The sequence below is a fragment of the Burkholderia sp. D-99 genome, from assembly GCF_011605345.1.
Taxonomy (GTDB): domain Bacteria; phylum Pseudomonadota; class Gammaproteobacteria; order Burkholderiales; family Burkholderiaceae; genus Burkholderia.
The window spans coordinates 673,630-691,135 of sequence record NZ_JAAOXM010000001.1 but is presented as its reverse complement, the minus strand read 5'-3'; the positions used below and the strand labels follow the sequence as shown (position 1 = coordinate 691,135).

Below are 17,506 nucleotides of genomic sequence, written 5' to 3'. Positions count from 1 at the left end.
CGAAAACCGGCGAGTGGTTATTGGGTGGCGAGGGTGGAATATGCAATGGCGGTCGAGCAGTTTCATCGTATGGGGATGCGTGATGCTGTTGCCGGGATGCGGCGCGACGGAGCACGCCGCGGCGGTACCGTATGCGATCACGGTTGACGTCGCGCCCGACGTCAACCCTGACATGAACCGCAAGCCGTCGCCGATCGTGCTGAAGGTGTTCCAGCTCCGCGCGGCGGCGTCGTTCGACAGCGCGGATTTCTTCTCGCTGCAGGACAAGCCGGAGAACGTGCTCGGCGCGGACCTGCTCGGCACCGACCGTGTGATCCTGCGGCCGGGCGAGTCGCGCACGCTGCACTATCGCGGCAACGTCGAGGCCGGCGCGATTGGCGTGGTCGCCGAATACCGCATGCTCGAAAAGAACCGCTGGCGTCTGACGGTGCCGCTGCCGCGCGCGAAGCAACTCAATCTCTACAAGTTCTGGCAAACGTCGCCGGGCGAGCTGAAGCTGTCGATCGCCGTACGGAATGGCGGCCTCGCACTGAACGATGCGAAGGGGCGCCCATGACCGAACCGACGATGTCCGCGACACCGGTCGCGGCGCTCCGCCAGCGGGTGGTGTGGACCGAGGGGATGTTCCTGCGGCCGCAGCATTTCCAGCAGCTCGAACGGCACTGGGAACGCTACGTCGCGCTGCGCTGCCTGCCGCTGCAAGGCTTCTACTGGGGCTTCGACACGCTGGAGCTCGATCGCGAGCAACTGGCGCTCGGCAAGGTCGCGCTGCGCACCGCGTCGGGCGTGATGCGCGACGGCACGCCGTTCGACCTGTCCCATCCGGACGATCTCCCCGAACCGCTCGACGTGCCGGCCGATGCGAAGGACCAGCTCGTCGTGCTCGCGCTGCCGCTGTGGCGCGGCGGCGGCGAGGAGGTGTCGTTCGGTGCAGGCGGCGTCAATGCCGCGAACGGCAATGGCGAGGTCGCGCGCTACGTCGTGCGCGAATACGAAGTGGCCGACGCGAACGCGGTCGCGCTCGGTCCCGCACTGCTGCAGACGGGGCGCCTGAACGTGCGGCTGATGCTCGAGGCCGAGCTGACCGGCGACTGGCACGCACTCGGTGTCGCACGGATCGTCGAGCGGCGCACCGATGCGCGACTGCTCGTCGACGACGGCTACATTCCACCGCGCCTCGTCGCACAGCACGACGCCGTGCTGCTGGCCTATGCGCGCGAGCTGCACGGACTGCTCACGCAACGCAGCGAAGCGCTCGCGGAACGGCTGTCGGAGCCCGGCCGCGGCGGCGTGTCGGAAGTGGCGGACTTCCTGCTGCTGCAGCTCGTGAACCGCTATCTCGCGCTGACCTGGCATGCGCAGCAGCACGTGTCGACGCACCCGGAAGCGCTGTTCTGCGACTGGCTGAAGCTCGCGTGCGACCTGAGCACGTTCACGGCGGCCGGACGGCGCCCGCAGTCGCTCGCCGTCTACGTGCACGACGACCTGCGCACGAGCTTCGCGGCGCTGATGACCGAACTGCGGCGGTCGCTGTCGACGGTGCTCGAGCAAAACGCGATCCAGATCGAGCTGCGCGATGCGGGCAACGGCATCCGCGTCGCGACGCTGGCCGACCCGGCGCTGCGCGACACGGCCGGCTTCGTGCTCGCGGTGCGCGCGGACGTGCCGGCCGACAGCCTGCGCGCGCGTTTTCCCGCGCAGGCGAAGCTCGGGCCGGTCGAGCGGATCCGCGATCTCGTGCAGCTACAGCTGCCGGGCATCACGATGCGCCAGCTGCCGGTCGCGCCGCGGCAGATCCCGTATCACGCGGGCCATACGTACTTCGAGATCGACAAGGGCAGCGACCTGTGGAAGCAGCTGGCGCGCTCCGGCGGTCTCGCTTTTCATTTCGCCGGCGAATTCCCTGGACTCTCGATGGAGTTCTGGGCGATACGCGGGTGAGGGCGGGGCGACGCGATGAATTCCACCTCCGATTCGATCTCCCCGGGCGCAGGCGGATTCGTGCCGCCGAATCCGGGCGGCATGCATCCGGCCGCGGCGGGCGCGGCCGGCCCGACCGCGACGCAACCGCGCCCCGGGCGCTGGGCCGCGAGCGGCACGAACCCGCTCGTCGCGGCGGCGAATCCCTTGCTCAACCTCGTGCCGCAGATCCGCTCGACCGTCCATCACCCGAATCCGGCGTGGCTGCGCGAGCATCTCGTCGTCGAGATCCGGCAGTTCGAGGCGCGTGCGCAGGAGGCCGGCGTGCCGTCGGAAGCGATCATCGGCGCGCGCTACTGCCTGTGCACGGCGCTCGACGAGGCGGCGGCGCTGACGCCATGGGGCGGCAGCGTGTGGTCGTCGCACAGCTTGCTCGTGTCGTTCCACAACGAGACCTGGGGCGGCGAGAAATTCTTCCACCTGCTCGAACGCCTGTCGCAGCAGCCGCGCCAGCATCTCGACCTGCTCGAGCTGCTGTATTTCTGTCTCGCGCTCGGCTTCGAGGGCCGCTATCGCGTGCTCGACAACGGTCACGCGCAGCTCGACGCGCTACGCCACCAGCTCGCGCTGACGATCCGCTCGGTGCGCGGCGAGTTCGAGCCTGCGCTGTCGCCGCACTGGCGCGACGTCGTCACGCGCGACGTTGCGCGCCGGTTCGTCGTGCCGCTGTGGGTGTGCGTGGCGCTCGCGCTGCTGATCGGCTTCGGCGTGTTCGTCGGGCTGCGGATCGCGCTCGCCGGGCATTCGGACCGGCTGTTCGCGTCGATCGACGCGCTGCACGTGCCGAAGCTGCAGCCCGCGCAAGCGCCGCCGCGCCCGGCGTCGGCCCCGCGCATCGCGAAGTTCCTGGAACCGGAGATCGCTGCCGGCCTCGTGTCGGTGCGCGACGACGCCGATCGCAGCGTGATCGTGCTGCGCGGCGACGGGTTGTTCAAGTCCGGCTCGACGTCGGTGATCGACCGCTACGTGCCGGTGCTCGCCCGCGTGGCCGATGCGCTGAACAAGGTGCCCGGCAATGTGCGCGTGACCGGCTATACGGACGACACGCCGGTGCATACGGCGCGCTTCGCGTCGAACTGGGACCTGTCGCGCGAACGTGCGGAAGCGGTGCGCGGCATGATCGCCGAGCGGCTCGACCATCCGGAACGGCTCGCGGCGGAAGGGCGCGGCACGCTCGATCCGGTCGCGCCGAACGATTCGCCCGCGAACCGCGCGCTGAACCGGCGCGTCGAGATCACGCTGCTGCCGGCGCCCGGCAGTGCCGCCGTCGGCGCGAGCGCAACGCAGGGGGCCAACTGATATGAACCAGGCTGTCGCGCGTTTCGTCCGGCCATTGCCGTCGCGGGAAATCTGGACCTTCGCCGGTCTCGTCGTGCTCGCATGCTTCGTGTGGCTCGCGGGCCCGCTGTTCGCGTTCGCCGAAGTCCGGCCGCTCGAAAGCGGCTGGGCGCGCGGGCTGACGATCGCGGTGCTGTTCATCGTGTGGGGCGCGCGTGTCGCGTGGCGCAGCTGGCGCGCCGGCCGGCTCAATGCGCAGTTGCTGAACCAGCTGCGCGAAGCGGCGCCCGGGCCCGCCACCGCCGACGATCCGGCGAAAGCGCAGCTCGACGAGTTGCGCAGCCGCTTCGACGAAGCCGCGACGCTGCTGAAGAAGGTTCGCTTCGGGCAGGCCGACACCGTGCGCAAGGGCCTGCCGCGCTGGTTCGACCGGATGTCGCGCCAGTACCTGTATCAGTTGCCGTGGTACGTGTTCATCGGCGCGCCGGGCTCGGGCAAGACCACCGCGCTCGTGAATTCCGGGCTCAGTTTCCCGCTCGCCGAGCAGTTCGGCCGCGCGGCGATTCGCGGTGTGGGCGGCACGCGGCATTGCGACTGGTGGTTCACGAACGACGCGGTGCTGATCGACACGGCCGGCCGCTATACGACGCACGAGGGCAACCGTGCACTCGACGAGGCCGAGTGGAAAGGCTTCGTCGACCTGCTGAAGAGATACCGTACGCGCCAGCCGCTGAACGGGGCGATGCTGACGATCAGCGTCGCCGACCTGCTCGGCGCGTCGGAGACCGAACGCACACAGCACGCGATGGTGCTGCGCAAGCGGCTGCTCGAACTGCGCGCGCAGCTCGGCATTCGCTTTCCCGTGTACCTGCTCGTGACGAAGGCCGACCTGCTCGCGGGCTTCGCCGAGTATTTCAGCAGCTACGGCCGCACGGAGTGCGCGCAGGTGTGGGGTTTCACGTTCCCGCTCGCGCAAAGCGAGGCGCCGGGTTTCGACCTGCGCGCGGCGTTCGACCGCGAATACCGGCTGCTGCACCAGCGGCTGAACGACGGGCTGCCCGAACTGCTCGCCGCGCAGACCGACGCGCGCCAGCGCGAGATGACGTACCTGCTGCCGCAGCAGATCGCCGACCTGCAGGACATGCTCGGGCAGTTCGTCGCCGAGGTGTTTTCCGTATCGAGCTACGAGCCGATGCCGATGCTGCGCGGCGTCTACCTGACAAGCGGTACGCAGGAGGGCACCGCGTTCGATCGCGTGATGAGCGGCATCAAGCGCTTCCTGAAGATCGAGGGCGTGCCGCCGGTCGCGCAGGTCGGCTCGACCGGCCGCAGCTTCTTCCTGAAGTCGCTGCTGCAGGAACACATCTTCCGCGAGGCCGCGCTCGCCGGCAGCGACCTGCGCTGGCATCAGAAGCGGCGCGTGCTGCAGATCGCCGGCTACGTGCTGCTCGCGCTGCTGTGCGTGGCCGTGCTGGCCGCGTGGCTGCGCAGCTATTCGAACAATCGCGCGTATCTCGACCAGATCGCCGCGCGCGTGCCGGCCGTCGATGCGCAGATCGCCGGCGCGAAATTCTCCGATGCGGCCGACGTCGCCCGCCTGCTGCCCGTGCTCGACGCACTCGGCGGCCTCGCGAATACCGGCGGCGTCGACCTGCAGCATCCGCCGCTCGCGTACCGGTGGGGGCTGTTCCAGGGCGAGAAGATCGACGAAGCCGTCGACGCCGTGTACCGGCGCGCGCTCGAAGACGTGCTACTGCCGATCGCCGCGAGCCGGATGGAGGCCGCGCTGCGCGACGCGCGGCCCGACGAGACCGAATTCGCGTATGCGGCGCTGAAGGCGTACCTGATGCTGTACGACAGCGCGCACTACGATCCGGCCTTCGTGCAGGCCGTCGTCGATCTCGAAATGGAACGCGCGCTGCCGCCCGATTTCTCGCCGGCCGAACGCACCGCGCTGCGCGCGCATCTCGCCGCGCTGTTCGGCAATCGGGTCGCGGTGTCGCCGTATCCAATGAACGAGCGGCTCGTGGCCGACGTGCGCGACCGGCTGCGGCAGGTGCCGTTCTCGCAGCGGCTGTACCGGCAGCTCACGCTCACGCTGCGGCCGGCCACCTCCGCGTTCGACTTCAGCGTCGCGCGGGCAGTCGGCCCCGACGCGTCGCTGGTGTTCCGCCGCCAGGGCGGCAAGCCGCTGTCGGAAGGCGTGCCGGGCCTCTATACGCGCAACGGCTATCGCAACGTGTTCGCGCCGCGCCTGGCCAGCGAGGTCGACGCGTACGGGCGCGAGGAAGTGTGGGTGCTGAACCTCGGGCTCTCCGAGATTCCCGGGCCGAACGACGCGGCCGCGTGGGCGCGCGATATCCGCCAGTTGTACCTGAACGACTACCTGAAGATCTGGGATGACTATCTCGCGGACATCAAGCTGCAGCGCACCGCGACGCTCGCGCAGAGCATTCAGGTGGCGCGCGCGCTGTCGTCGGCCGATTCGCCGCTCACGCGGCTGATGGTCGCGCTCGCCCGCGACACGGCGCTCGGCGATGCGCCGGGCGGGGCCCGCAACCTCGCCGCGCGCGCGCAGGACAAGGTCGACGAGGCGCGCAGCTCGCTGTCGCAGATCTTCGCGAGCCAGGGCAGCGATGCGAACGCGTCCGCGGCGGCGCCCGCGAGCCCCGAGCAGATCGTCGACAGCCACTTCGCCGGGCTGCGCACGTTCGCGCCGGGCAGCGGCGACCAGGCCCAGGCGTTCAATGAGGTGCTGAAGTCGATCGATGCGCTGTACACGTACCTGACGGCCACCGACGACGCGCTGCGGAGCGGCGCACAGCCGCCGCCGTCCGACGCGCCTGCCAAGCTGCGCGCCCAGGCCGGCCGCCTGCCGACGCCGTTCCGCGAAGTGCTCGACGACCTGTCGAACGTCGCGAACGGCAGCGTGGCGACCGTCGAGCAGCGCAGCGTCGCGACGCGGGCCGGCGCGAATGTGGGCGACTTCTGCCGCCAGGCGATCGCGGGGCGTTATCCGTTCGCGCGCGGATCGTCGCGTGACGTCGCGCCGGCGGATTTCGCGCAGATGTTCGCGCCCGGCGGCCTGATGGACGACTTCTTCCAGAAGAACCTGCAGTCGATCGTCGATACGACGTCGCACCCGTGGCGCTTCGCGAACCGCAATGCCGATGCCGATCCGTCGGCGGCCGCGATGCTCGCGTCGTTCGAGAAGGCCGCGGTGATCCGCGACGTCTATTTCGGCGGCGGGGCGCGCACCGCGCAGTTGAAGGTGCAGGTCCAGCCGCTCGAAATGGACCCGTCGATCACGGAGATGGTGCTCGACGTCGACGGGCAGATCGTCCGCTACGCGCATGGCCCGCTCGTGCAGAGCGCGGTGGACTGGCCGGGCCCGCGCGGCAGCAACCAGGTGCGGCTGCAGGTGTCGGGGCAGGCCGGTGCGACCGACGGCTTCACGACCGACGGGCCGTGGGCGCTGCACCGGCTGTTCGACCGCGCGGGCGTATCGGCCGGGCGCGGCTCCGACCAGATGATTGCGCGCTTCACGGTCGACGGCAAACCGATCGTGCTGCAGGTGAATGCGGGCAGTGTCCGCAACCCGTTCAGGCTGCCCCAGATGGAGTCCTTTACATGCCCTCCGAAGCCATGAGCCCGACACCGCCGTTCACGCGTACCGACGGCGATGCGCCGGCCTGGTACGGGAAGATTCCCGGCGCCGGCGACTTCGTGAACAGCCGGCTGCCGCATGCGCTCGCGCTGTGGTGGGAGCGCTGGCTCCAGCAGGGAATGGCCGCGATGCGCCAGCGCGGCGCGGACGAGATCGAGCGCCATTACACGGTCGCGCCGGTCTGGAATTTCCTGATCCCGGCAGGCGCCGGCGCGTCGTGCGTGCAGCCGGGCTGCCTCGCGCCGAGCTGCGACCGCGTGGGGCGCTACTACCCGGTGATCGTCACGCTGCCGATGCGCGCGGCCGATTACTGGAGCGGGCTGCCGGACGCCGCCGACACGTTCTACTGGGAGGTCGGCCAGGCGCTGCTCGACGCGATCCGCCATGCGCGCGCGCCGGGCGATCTCGAGCGGACCCTCGAACGCGTGCGGCTCGCGCCGGGTCACGACAACCACGCGGACCTCGCCGACGGCACGCCCGCGCCGCTGCCGGAGCGGCCGGCACCGGCCGCGTGGCCGGGGCTGTCCGGTTACTTCGATCCGCATGGCGGCACCAGCTTCTGGTGGACCAACCGCGCGGACGGATCGCCGCTGCGCACCCACGCGCACACGGGCTCGCCCGACAACGCGCTGTTCCTGACGCTGTTCGGCGGCGGCTAGCGGCCTGGCTGAAGGACGGCGGGCCGCCGGGCGCGGCGGGCGGAAAGGACGCGGTTTCGAGAGGTGGTGGAGATGAAGGACGCTGGATCGAGAGACAACGAGCACGACACGGCGACACGCGGCGACGCATCCGAATTCACGGTGCGGCCGCTGCCGCTCGGCCATCGCCTGGGCGAACTGCAGCTCGACGAGGTGCTGGGCATCGGCGGCTTCGGAATCGTCTATCGCGCGTTCGACCGCACGTTGCGGCGCGCGGTCGCGATCAAGGAGTACATGCCGTCGATGCTGGCCACGCGCGGCGGCGACTATACGGTGTCGCTGCGCTCCGAGCGGTTCGCGCAGGCCTTCGACGCAGGGCGCGGCGCGTTCCTCAACGAGGCGCGCCTGCTCGCGCAATTCGACCATCCGGGGCTCGTCAAGGTCCTGCACTTCTGGGAAAGCCACGGCACCGCGTACATGGTGATGCCGTTCTACGAAGGGCGCACGCTCAAGCAGCTGCTCGACGGCGGGATGCGGATCAGCGAGACGCAGTTGCGCCACATCGTCGGCGCGCTGCTCGGCGCACTCGACACGCTGCATCGCGCGCAATGCTTCCATCGCGACGTCGCGCTCGACAACGTGCTGATCCGCCCGAACGGCAGCGCGATCCTGCTCGACTTCGGTGCGGCGCGCAAACGGATCGGCGATCTGGTCGACGACGGCGCGATGATGATCAAGCCCGGCTACGCGCCGATCGAGCAGTACACCGACGATCCCGCGTTCAGCCAGGGCCCCTGGACGGATCTCTATGCGCTCGGCGCGGTGATGCACGCGATGATCACCGGCGAGTTGCCGCCCGCGGCCGTCGTGCGCAGCATCAAGGACACGTACCGGCCGCTCGCGTCGCGTGAGCTGCCGGCCGGCGAGGTGTACAGCCCGGCCTTTCTCGCGGCCGTCGACCATGCGCTGCAGTTGCGGATTCCGGACCGGCCCGAATCGGTCGCGGCATTCGCGGCGGAGCTCGGGTTGCGGGACTTCGACCGGACGGGGGGCGGGTATGGCGCGGCCGCCGTGCCGCCCGTAAGCGAGGCGGGCAGGGGCGGAGAAGGGAAGGGTGAGGCTTCTGCCGGGGCCGGGGCCGGGGCCGCGTCGGCTGTCGCCGCGACTTCGACCGGCGCGGGCGGGGCTGCTTCGGGCAGCGCTGTGCCGGGTGGTCGGCCACCGATGCAGGCTGGTGCGGGCCATGTGTCGACGCCCACGGACACGGCATCCGCATCGTCTGGTGTGTCAGGCGGCAAGCTTGACACCGATGAGGCGTCTTCAACGTTCAAGGCGGCCACGCAAGGCGCCGTCATGGCGGCTGCGGGGACGCTCGCAGCGTCTGCATCACATGCGTCCCAGCCGGCTGCGAAACCGGTCGAGTCCGATGCATCGAATGGAAACGTCGAGCGCGCGAAAGAACCGGCCGCTTCACGAACTGACGCACACGACGAAGCCGGTATGCGATCCGCAAGTACCGACACGGACATCGGTGCGCGTGGTGCATCAGGTTCCGGTAATGCAAACGCGAACGCGGCTGCAGACGCCGGCGCCACTGCCGGCGCAGGTGCCACTGCCGGTGCAGGTGCCACTGCCGGTGCAGGTGCAGGTGCAGGTGCAGGTGCAGGTGCAGGTGCAGGTGCAGGTGCAGGTGCAGGTGCAGGTGCAGGTGCAAGTGCAGGTGCAGGTGCAGGTGCCACTGCCAGCCCTGCCAGTACGACCGCGCCGTATCCCGCCCCATCGTCATCAGGTGGTGCGTCCGTGCCGACCGGCGCCCAACGCGGCCAGGCACCCGCCGGATCGCGCAAGCGCCGGCTGCCTGTCTACGCCGGTAGCGCGGCCGTCGTGCTGATCGCCGTCGGCCTCGCCGCGACCTACCTGTCGCGTCCCGCCCGCGTGGCCGACGAGCCCGCGCCCGTCGCGAGCCAGCCGCAGGCCGGCACGACGCCGCCCGCGAGCACGCCGGCTGCCACGCTGGCCCAGCAGGGGCCGACACCCACCGTCGTGCCGCCGTCCAGCCTGCCGGCCGGATCGTCCGCGCAGGTGCCGCTGCCCGTCGCCGCCGAGCCTGCCAGCGCGCCCGCCGTCGAGGCCGCCGCGCCCGCGCCTCAGGTTGAGACCACCGTGACGAACACGGCCCCGCCGCCGGCCGGCTCCCGTTCCGCCATCGCGCCCGCCGGCAGCCTCGACGCGTCGGAACGCGTCGTCAACGTACCTCCGTCGGAAGCCGCCGTACCGCCGGTGACGCCGCCATCACCAGCACCGAAACCGCCGGAGAACCAGACGGCCATCGCCGCCGTGAACGTGCTGCCTGCCGAGCAACAGCCGCGTCCGCCGAAGGCGCAGGAAACCGTGCAGGTGCGTTTCAACGTGCGGCCATGGGGCGACGTCTACGTGAACGGCGCGCGGCGCGGCGCGAGCCCGCCGCTGCGTTCGGTATCGCTGACACCTGGCGTCTACGTGATCGAAATCCGCAACGGCACGCTGCCGCCGCTGCACCGCACCGTGGCGATCGACTTCGGCAGCAAACCGGTCAACATCGACTATGCATTCGAATGACGTCAGCCAGGCGGCGCTGGCCGCCGCCGCATTGTCCGCGGTGCCCCCCGGCATGCCGGCGACACCGCGCGCCGGCCTGATCGGCCAGCTGCTCGCGGATGTCGCGCCCGATGCGCCGTGCGGCGCGAACCTCGAATACGACGCCGAGTTCCTGCAGTTGCAGGAGCGTGCGACGCCGCGCGCCGAGCAGCAATACGGCGACACCGTGATCCCGGCCGAAGCGCCCGACTGGCGTGCGGTCGAGCGGCTCGCGCTTGCGCTGTCCGCGCGCACGAAGGACCTGCGTGTGATCGCCTGTCTCGCGCGAAGCTGGACCGAGCAGCACGGCATTCCAGGCTATGCGGATGCGCTCGCGCTCATCGCGAACCTGCTCGAGCGCCGCTGGGAAGCCCTGCATCCGCGGCTCGACGCGGACGGCGAAGCGGACCCGACGCCACGGATGAACGCGCTCGCCGACGTGGCCGGCGCGCACGACTGCGCACGCGCGGCGCGCCGCCAGCCGCTGTTCGAAGGCGGCCCGAGCGTGCGCGACGCCGAACGGCTGCTCGACGGCCGCGACGACACCGGCAATCCCGTAGCCGGAAACCGCGAAAGCCTGCTGGTCGCGCTGTCGGCCGTAAGCAGCGACGGCACGACGCCGCTCGACGCGGCGCGCGCGGCACTGCACGCGCTGAATGCGATCCGCGTGTGCGTGACGGACCAGTTGGGCCGCGAATGGGCAACCGACGAAGGCGATGCGGAGAAGGCGCTGCAGCGGATCGTGCGCGAAGTACCGCTCCCCGAGCCGCAACCGTTCTCACCCGCCATGCAGCAGGCCGTTCCCGACGACGCATCGCAGGCCGGCCCCGCACCGATCGCGCCGGCGGCGATGCCGAACGCGCACGCATGGCGCGACGCCGAACTCACGAGCCGCGACGACGTGCGGATCGGTCTCGACAAGATGTGCCGCTACTTCGAGCAGCACGAACCGAGCCACCCGGCGCCGCTGCTGCTGCGGCGCGCCCAGCGGCTGCTCGCGCTCGACTTCTACGAAATCATCCGCGATCTCGCGCCGGAGAGCCTGGCGAAGCTGGACCTGCTGAGCGGAGAGCGGAGCGAATGAACCGAACGAAACCAACGAAAGGCGCCGCCATGCAGGCGGCGACGGACTGCGCAACCTGATCGATGTGAAGGAGTGGACGATGACGGACAGAACCAAGGCGGCGGGCAGCGGACAGAAGTTCATCGCGCGCAATCGGGCGCCGCGCGTGCAGATCGAGTACGACGTCGAGACCTACGGCGCCGAACGCAAGGTGCAGTTGCCGTTCGTGATGGGCGTGATTTCGGACCTGGCGGGCAAGCGTGCCGAGCCGCTGCCGGACCTGCCGGAGCGCAAGTTTCTCGAGATCGATGTCGACAACTTCGACGAGCGGATGAAATCGGTCGCGCCGCGCGTCGCGTTCCAGGTGCCGAACACGCTGACGGGCGAAGGGATGCTCAACGTCGACATGACGTTCGAGCAGATCGACGATTTCTCGCCGGCCGCGATCGCGCGCAACGTCGACGCGCTGCGCCGGCTGCTGGAGGCGCGCACCGAGCTGTCGAACCTGCTGTCGTACATGGACGGCAAACACGGCGCCGAGCAGCTGATCGAGCGCGCGATCAACGATCCCGACCTGCTGAAGACGCTCGTGCATGAACCGAACGCGCAACGGCAGGGCGGCGTCGCGACCGAACCGGAGACCCGCGATGAATGAGCCCGCCCAATCCCGCACCGACGCGCGCGAGGCCGCGCAGCCCGAGATCGCGCACGACGCGTTCGCCGCGCTGCTGCAGAAGGAGTTCAAGCCGAAAACGGCCGAGGCGCGCGAGTCGGTCGAGCGCGCGGTGCGCACGCTCGCGCAGCAGGCGCTCGAACACTCGACCGGCATGACGACCGATGCGTACGGCAGCGTCAAGCAGATCATCGCGGAGATCGACCGCAAGCTGTCCGAGCAGATCAACCAGATCCTGCATCACAACGAGTTCCAGACGCTCGAAGGCGCGTGGCGCGGGCTGCATTACCTCGTCACGCACACCGAGACCGACGAGCTGCTGAAGATCAAGGCGCTGCCGGCATCGCGCAACGAGGTCGCGCGGATGCTGAAACGCTACAAGGGCGTCGCGTGGGACCAGAGCCCGCTGTTCCGCAAGATCTACGAAGAGGAATACGGGCAGTTCGGCGGCGAGCCGTTCGGCTGCCTGGTCGGCGATTTCCATTTCAATCACAGCCCGCCCGACGTTGAGATGCTCGGCGAACTGTCGAAGATTGCGGCAGCCGCGCATGCACCGTTCATCGCGGGCGCGTCGCCCGAGCTGATGCAGATGGATTCGTGGCAGGAGCTGTCGAACCCGCGCGACCTGACGAAGATCTTCCAGAACACCGAATACGCGGCGTGGCGCAGCCTGCGGCAGTCGGAGGATTCGCGCTACATCGGGCTCGCGATGCCGCGCTTTCTCGCGCGGCTGCCCTACGGCGCGCGCACCAACCCGGTCGACGAATTCGACTTCGAGGAAGACACCGACGCCGCGAACCACGACCGCTACACGTGGGCGAACTCGGCGTACGCGATGGCCGCGAACATCAACCGCTCGTTCAAGCAGTACGGCTGGTGTTCGTCGATCCGCGGCGTCGAATCGGGCGGGGCGGTCGAAGGGCTGCCGAGCCACACGTTCCCGACCGACGACGGCGGCGTCGACCAGAAATGTCCGACCGAGATCGCGATCAGCGACCGCCGCGAGGCCGAGCTCGCGAAGAACGGCTTCATGCCGTTCGTACACCGGAAGAACTCGGATTTCGCGGCGTTCATCGGCGCGCAGTCGCTGTACCAGCCGGCCGAGTACCACGATCCCGACGCGACCGCGAACGCACGCCTGTCCGGCCGCCTGCCGTACCTGTTCGCGTGCTGCCGCTTCGCGCATTACCTGAAGTGCATCGTGCGCGACAAGATCGGCTCGTTCCGCGAACGCGACGACATGGAGCGCTGGCTGAACGACTGGATCATGAACTACGTCGACGGCGACCCCATCAACTCGTCGCAGGAAACCAAGGCGCGCAAGCCGCTCGCAGCCGCGCAGGTGGTCGTCGACGCGGTCGAGGACAACCCCGGCTACTACACGTCGAAATTCTTCCTGCGGCCGCACTACCAGCTCGAAGGGCTCACCGTGTCGTTGCGGCTCATCTCGCGGCTGCCGACCGCGAAGGCGGCCAACGAGTGAGCGGCAGAGCACACGACGATCGGCATTCAACGCGGCATTCATCCTGACATCGCACTGAAACGGAGACGGCAATGGGCGTGGCAATGTTTATGAAGGTGGACGGCGTGACCGGCGAATCGGCGGACGCGCAGCACAAGGGCTGGACCGACATCCAGTCGTTCACGTGGGGCGCGAGCCAGCCGGGCGCGATGGCGAGCGGCAGCGGCGGCAACGCGGGCAAGGCGAGCTTCAACGACCTTGTGGTCGCCGCGTACATGGACAAGGGCGCGCCCGCGATCATCAAGAACTGCGCGAACGGCAAGCATCTTTCGTCGGTCGAGATATCCGCGTGCAAGACGGGCGGCACGCAGGTCGAGTTCATGCGCGTGACGCTGCAGGAGGTGCTCGTCACGTCCGCGCAGGTCGCGGGCATCGATCCGGGCGACGTTGCCGACCGGCTGATGATGCACTACGGCTTCCAGGCCGCGAAGGTGAAGAAGCAGTACTGGCAGCAGAACGACAACGGCGGCAAGGGCGCGGAGGTGACCGTCGGCTGGAACATCAAGGAAAACACCGAGATGTGACGGCGCGGAGATGACCATGGACGACCCGCGAACCCGCGACGGCCGGGAGGGCAGCCTGCGCGACCGGCTCCAGCCCGCGCTGCTCGACCGGCTCACCGACGACACGCCGCAGCGCGCGAGCGAAGCGCCCGGTGCGCAGTGGATCGGCACCGAACGCCTGCGCGCGGCCGTGCTGCGCGATCTTGCGTGGCTGCTCAATACGCGCAACGCCGAGGACGGCTTCGTCGACTGGTCGGCGTTCGCGCACGCGCAGGCGTCGGTGCTCAACTACGGGATGCGGCCGCTCGTCGGCAAGCCGATGTCGGGCGTCGAGCGGATGTCGGTCGAGGCATCGATCCGCGACGCGATCGTCCGCTTCGAACCGCGCATCGCGCCCGACAGCGTCGATGTCCGCAGCGTCATCGATGCGCCCGGCGGCCGCGCCGGCGAACGGCGCCACAACGTGTTGCTGTTCGAGATCCGCGGCACGCTGTGGTCGATCCCGCATCCGCTCGAATTCGTGCTGCGCTCCGACCTCGATCTCGAGACGGGCGCGATGTCGCTGCAATCCGTGGCGGGGGCCTGACGCGATGGATACACGCCTGCTCGACTACTACAATCGCGAACTCGCGTACCTGCGCGAGCTCGGCGGCGAATTCGCACAGCAGTTCCCGAAAGTGGCCGCGCGGCTGCGGCTCAACGAATCGGGGCCGCCCGACCCGTACGTCGAGCGGCTGCTCGAAGGCTTCAGCTTTCTCACCGCGCGCGTGCAGCTCAAGATGGATGCCGAGTTTCCGCGCTTCACGCAGGCGCTGCTCGATGCCGTGTATCCCGGCTATATCGCGCCGCTGCCGTCGATGGCGATCGTGCGGTTCACGCCGATGCTGAACGAAGGCAGTCTTGCGCAAGGCTGGTGGCTGCCGGCGGGCACCGCGCTGCGTGCGCGGCCGGCGGCGTCCGAGCAGACCGCGTGCGAATTCCGCACTGCGCACGACCTGACGCTGTGGCCGCTCGAACTGACCGATGCGACCGTCACAGGTGCGCCGTCGTGGCTGCCGCGTGGCGCCTTCGCCGCGCGACAGGACGCGCGCGGCGCGCTGCGCATCCGGCTGAAGGCGCGCGGCGGCGCCAAGCTCGCGCAGTTGCCGCTCGAGCGCCTGACCTTCCATCTCGCTGGCCCCGAGCGCGACGCGCTGCATCTGCTCGAACTGATCGCCGCGCACGCGCTCGGCGTCGTGTGCCACGATCCCGCGCAGCCGCCGCGCTGGCTGCATACGCTCGATGCCGACGCGATCGTCCACGAGGGCTTCGATCCCGCGCAGGCGATCCTGCCCGACGACGGCCGCAGCTTCCACGGCTACCGGCTGCTGCGCGAGTATTTCGCGTTTCCTGCGCGCTTCCTGTTCTTCAGCATCGGCGGGCTGCGTGCCGCGCTCGCACGCGCGACCGGCGACGAGTTCGAATTGACCGTGCTGTTCGACCGCCACGATGCGGCGCTCGAAGCGGCCGTCAGCGCGCGCCACCTCGCGCTGAACTGCACGCCGGCCGTGAACCTGTTCGCGCGCCGAGCCGATCGCATTGCGCTGCAGCCGGGCGCGCGCGAACACCATGTCGTCGTCGATCGCAGCCGGCCGCTCGACTACGAGGTCTATGCGGTGCAGCGGCTCGCGAGCGAGCAGCGCGACGACGGCCAGTCACGCGAATTCCGGCCGTTTCACGCGTCGTTCGCCAGCGACGACGGCAATCATGGCGCGTACTACACGGTGCGGCGCGAGCCCAGGCTCGTCTCCGCCCAGGCGCGCGCGAACGGCACGCGCACCGGCTACGTCGGCAGCGAGACCTACGTGTCGCTCGTCGACAGCCAATGTGCGCCGTACGACGAGACGATGCGCTACCTGGCGGCCGACACGCTGTGCACGAACCGCGATCTCGTGCTGCTGCAACCGCCCGGCGATGCGAACACGTTCACGCTGCGCGTGTCGGCCCCGGTCGACAGCATCGTCGCGATCCGCGGGCCGTCGCGACCGCGCCCGCCGATCGCCGACGCGCAAACCGCGTGGCGGCTGATCCGCCATCTCGGGCTGGCCCGTCACACGCTGACCGATCTCGACGACGACGAGGGCGCGCATGCGCTGCGCGAACTGCTCGGCCTGCATGCCGACCCGGCCGATGCCGCGATGCGCCGGCAGATCGACGGCGTGCTGCGCGTGGCGTTCTCGCCGGTGTTCCGCCGGCTGCCGGCGTCCGGCCCCCTGATGTTCGGGCGTGGCGTGCAAGTCGACGTGACCGTCGACGACCATGCGTTCTCCGGCGACAGTCCGTTCCTGCTCGGCGCGGTGCTCGAACAGTTCTTCGCGCGCCACGTGTCGATCAACGCGTTTGCCGAATGCGTGCTGACCAGCGCGCAGCGCGGCACGCTCGCGCACTGGCCGGCGCGCATCGGCAGGCGGCCCGCGATATGAAGCGCGACACGTCTCCGGGTGCCGGGCCGGCCGCCGAAGCCGCACGCCGCGACGCGTGGTGGGCGCGCCTGCGTGCCGCGCCGCACGGTTACGACCTGTTCCAGGCGCTGCGCTGGCTCGATGCGCTGTCGCCCGGCCGCGCGCCGCTCGGCCATGCCACGCGGCCGCGCGACGAGCCGGTGCGGCTCGGGCAGCAACCGTCGCTCGCGTTCGCCGCGTCGATGCTGGCCGGCGTGAGCGACGAGGGCAGTGGCATGCCGCCGCGCATCGCCATCCACGGCTTCGGGCTGTTCGGCCCTAACGGGCCGCTGCCGACGCACCTGACCGAATACGCGCACGAACGCGCGGCGCAGCACGACGACCCCACGTTTGCCGCGTTCGCCGACCTGTTTCATCACCGGCTGATCCTGCTGTTCTACCGCGCGTGGGCCGACGCGCAGCCGACCGTGAGCCTCGATCGCCCGGAACGTGCGCGGTTCGACGGTTATGTCGCGAGCCTGATCGGGCGGGCGGCACATGGCGACAAACCGGCCGCGCAAGCCAACGCGGACACCGACACCGACACGCTTGCACCGCATGCGCGCTATTTCCACGCGGGTCATCTGGTGCGGCACACGCGCAACCCGGAAGGGCTCGTGCAGATCCTGCGCCGGCATTTCGGTGTCGAGGCCCGCATCGTCGAGCACGTGCCGCAGTGGGTCGCGATCGAACGGTCGCAGCGCTGCACGATCCGCGCGACGCGGCCGACGCTGCGGGTCGGCGCCGTCGCGCTCGGTATCGCGGTGCGCGATGCGCAGTCGCGCTTCCGGATCGTGCTCGGCCCGCTGTCGCTCGACGCGTACCGCCGTTTCCTCCCGGGCGGCCCGCATGCCCGGCAGCTTGCGCAATGGGTGCGCGAATACGTCGGCATCGAGTTCGACTGGGACGTGCAGCTCGAACTGGCGGCCGACGCGGTACCGGCGATCGCGCTCGGCGCGCCCCAGGGCATCGGCCGCACCGCGTGGCTCGGGCAGCGACTCGAACCGGGCCCCGCGCGTGACCTCGTCGTCCGCTACGACGTACGGCGCGCCGGCGCACCCCTTCATCGCGAAACCGCCTAAACGG

13 protein-coding genes are annotated in these 17,506 nt (G+C 69.9%); all 13 read left to right on the top strand.

The annotated features are described in order from the left end of the window. Positions 1–40: 40 nt before the first annotated feature. Positions 41–556 carry a type VI secretion system lipoprotein TssJ gene (tssJ, locus tag HAV18_RS03030; protein ID WP_166952572.1) on the top strand — a complete coding sequence of 172 codons (516 nt, stop codon included), beginning with the start codon at positions 41–43 and terminating at the stop codon, positions 554–556. Further along, a complete protein-coding gene (gene tssK, locus HAV18_RS03025) occupies positions 553–1,941 on the top strand; it encodes a type VI secretion system baseplate subunit TssK (RefSeq protein ID WP_166952570.1) in 1,389 nt (462 codons plus the stop codon). The genes tssJ and tssK overlap by 4 nt, the downstream gene beginning before the upstream one ends. A gap of 15 nt (positions 1,942–1,956) precedes the next feature. Then, positions 1,957–3,279, top strand: a complete 1,323-nt coding sequence (locus HAV18_RS03020; RefSeq protein WP_166952558.1) for a DotU family type VI secretion system protein — start codon at positions 1,957–1,959, stop codon at positions 3,277–3,279. 1 nt (position 3,280) lies between these two features. Next, the gene (gene tssM, locus HAV18_RS03015) at positions 3,281–6,907 is read left to right on the top strand and encodes a type VI secretion system membrane subunit TssM (protein WP_166952555.1); all 3,627 of its coding nucleotides are present in this window, start codon (positions 3,281–3,283) and stop codon (positions 6,905–6,907) included. Further along, positions 6,889–7,584, top strand: a complete 696-nt coding sequence (gene tagF, locus HAV18_RS03010) for a type VI secretion system-associated protein TagF (RefSeq protein ID WP_208101663.1) — start codon at positions 6,889–6,891, stop codon at positions 7,582–7,584. The genes tssM and tagF overlap by 19 nt, the downstream gene beginning before the upstream one ends. Positions 7,585–7,656: 72 nt before the next feature. Beyond that, the gene (locus HAV18_RS03005) at positions 7,657–10,161 is read left to right on the top strand and encodes a serine/threonine-protein kinase (RefSeq protein ID WP_166952553.1); all 2,505 of its coding nucleotides are present in this window, start codon (positions 7,657–7,659) and stop codon (positions 10,159–10,161) included. 52 nt (positions 10,162–10,213) lie between these two features. Continuing rightward, entirely contained in the window at positions 10,214–11,263 is a 1,050-nt protein-coding gene (gene tssA / locus HAV18_RS03000) for a type VI secretion system protein TssA (protein ID WP_166954108.1), read from the top strand. 79 nt (positions 11,264–11,342) lie between these two features. After that, positions 11,343–11,897: a type VI secretion system contractile sheath small subunit gene (gene tssB, locus HAV18_RS02995; protein ID WP_166952551.1), complete on the top strand. Its 555-nt coding sequence runs from the start codon at positions 11,343–11,345 to the stop codon at positions 11,895–11,897. After that, positions 11,890–13,398, top strand: coding sequence for a type VI secretion system contractile sheath large subunit (gene tssC / locus HAV18_RS02990; RefSeq protein ID WP_166952548.1), 1,509 nt, complete (start codon positions 11,890–11,892; stop codon positions 13,396–13,398). Before tssB ends, tssC begins: the two co-directional genes overlap by 8 nt. Positions 13,399–13,469: 71 nt before the next feature. Then, entirely contained in the window at positions 13,470–13,961 is a 492-nt protein-coding gene (locus HAV18_RS02985) for a type VI secretion system tube protein Hcp (protein ID WP_027791618.1), read from the top strand. A 16-nt stretch (positions 13,962–13,977) separates the two neighbouring features. Beyond that, positions 13,978–14,526, top strand: a complete 549-nt coding sequence (gene tssE / locus HAV18_RS02980) for a type VI secretion system baseplate subunit TssE (protein ID WP_166952545.1) — start codon at positions 13,978–13,980, stop codon at positions 14,524–14,526. A gap of 4 nt (positions 14,527–14,530) precedes the next feature. Then, on the top strand, positions 14,531–16,402 hold the full coding sequence (gene tssF / locus HAV18_RS02975; protein WP_166952542.1) for a type VI secretion system baseplate subunit TssF: 1,872 nt from the start codon (positions 14,531–14,533) through the stop codon (positions 16,400–16,402). Beyond that, the gene (gene tssG / locus HAV18_RS02970; protein ID WP_407062400.1) at positions 16,327–17,502 is read left to right on the top strand and encodes a type VI secretion system baseplate subunit TssG; all 1,176 of its coding nucleotides are present in this window, start codon (positions 16,327–16,329) and stop codon (positions 17,500–17,502) included. The genes tssF and tssG overlap by 76 nt, the downstream gene beginning before the upstream one ends. Positions 17,503–17,506: the final 4 nt, after the last annotated feature.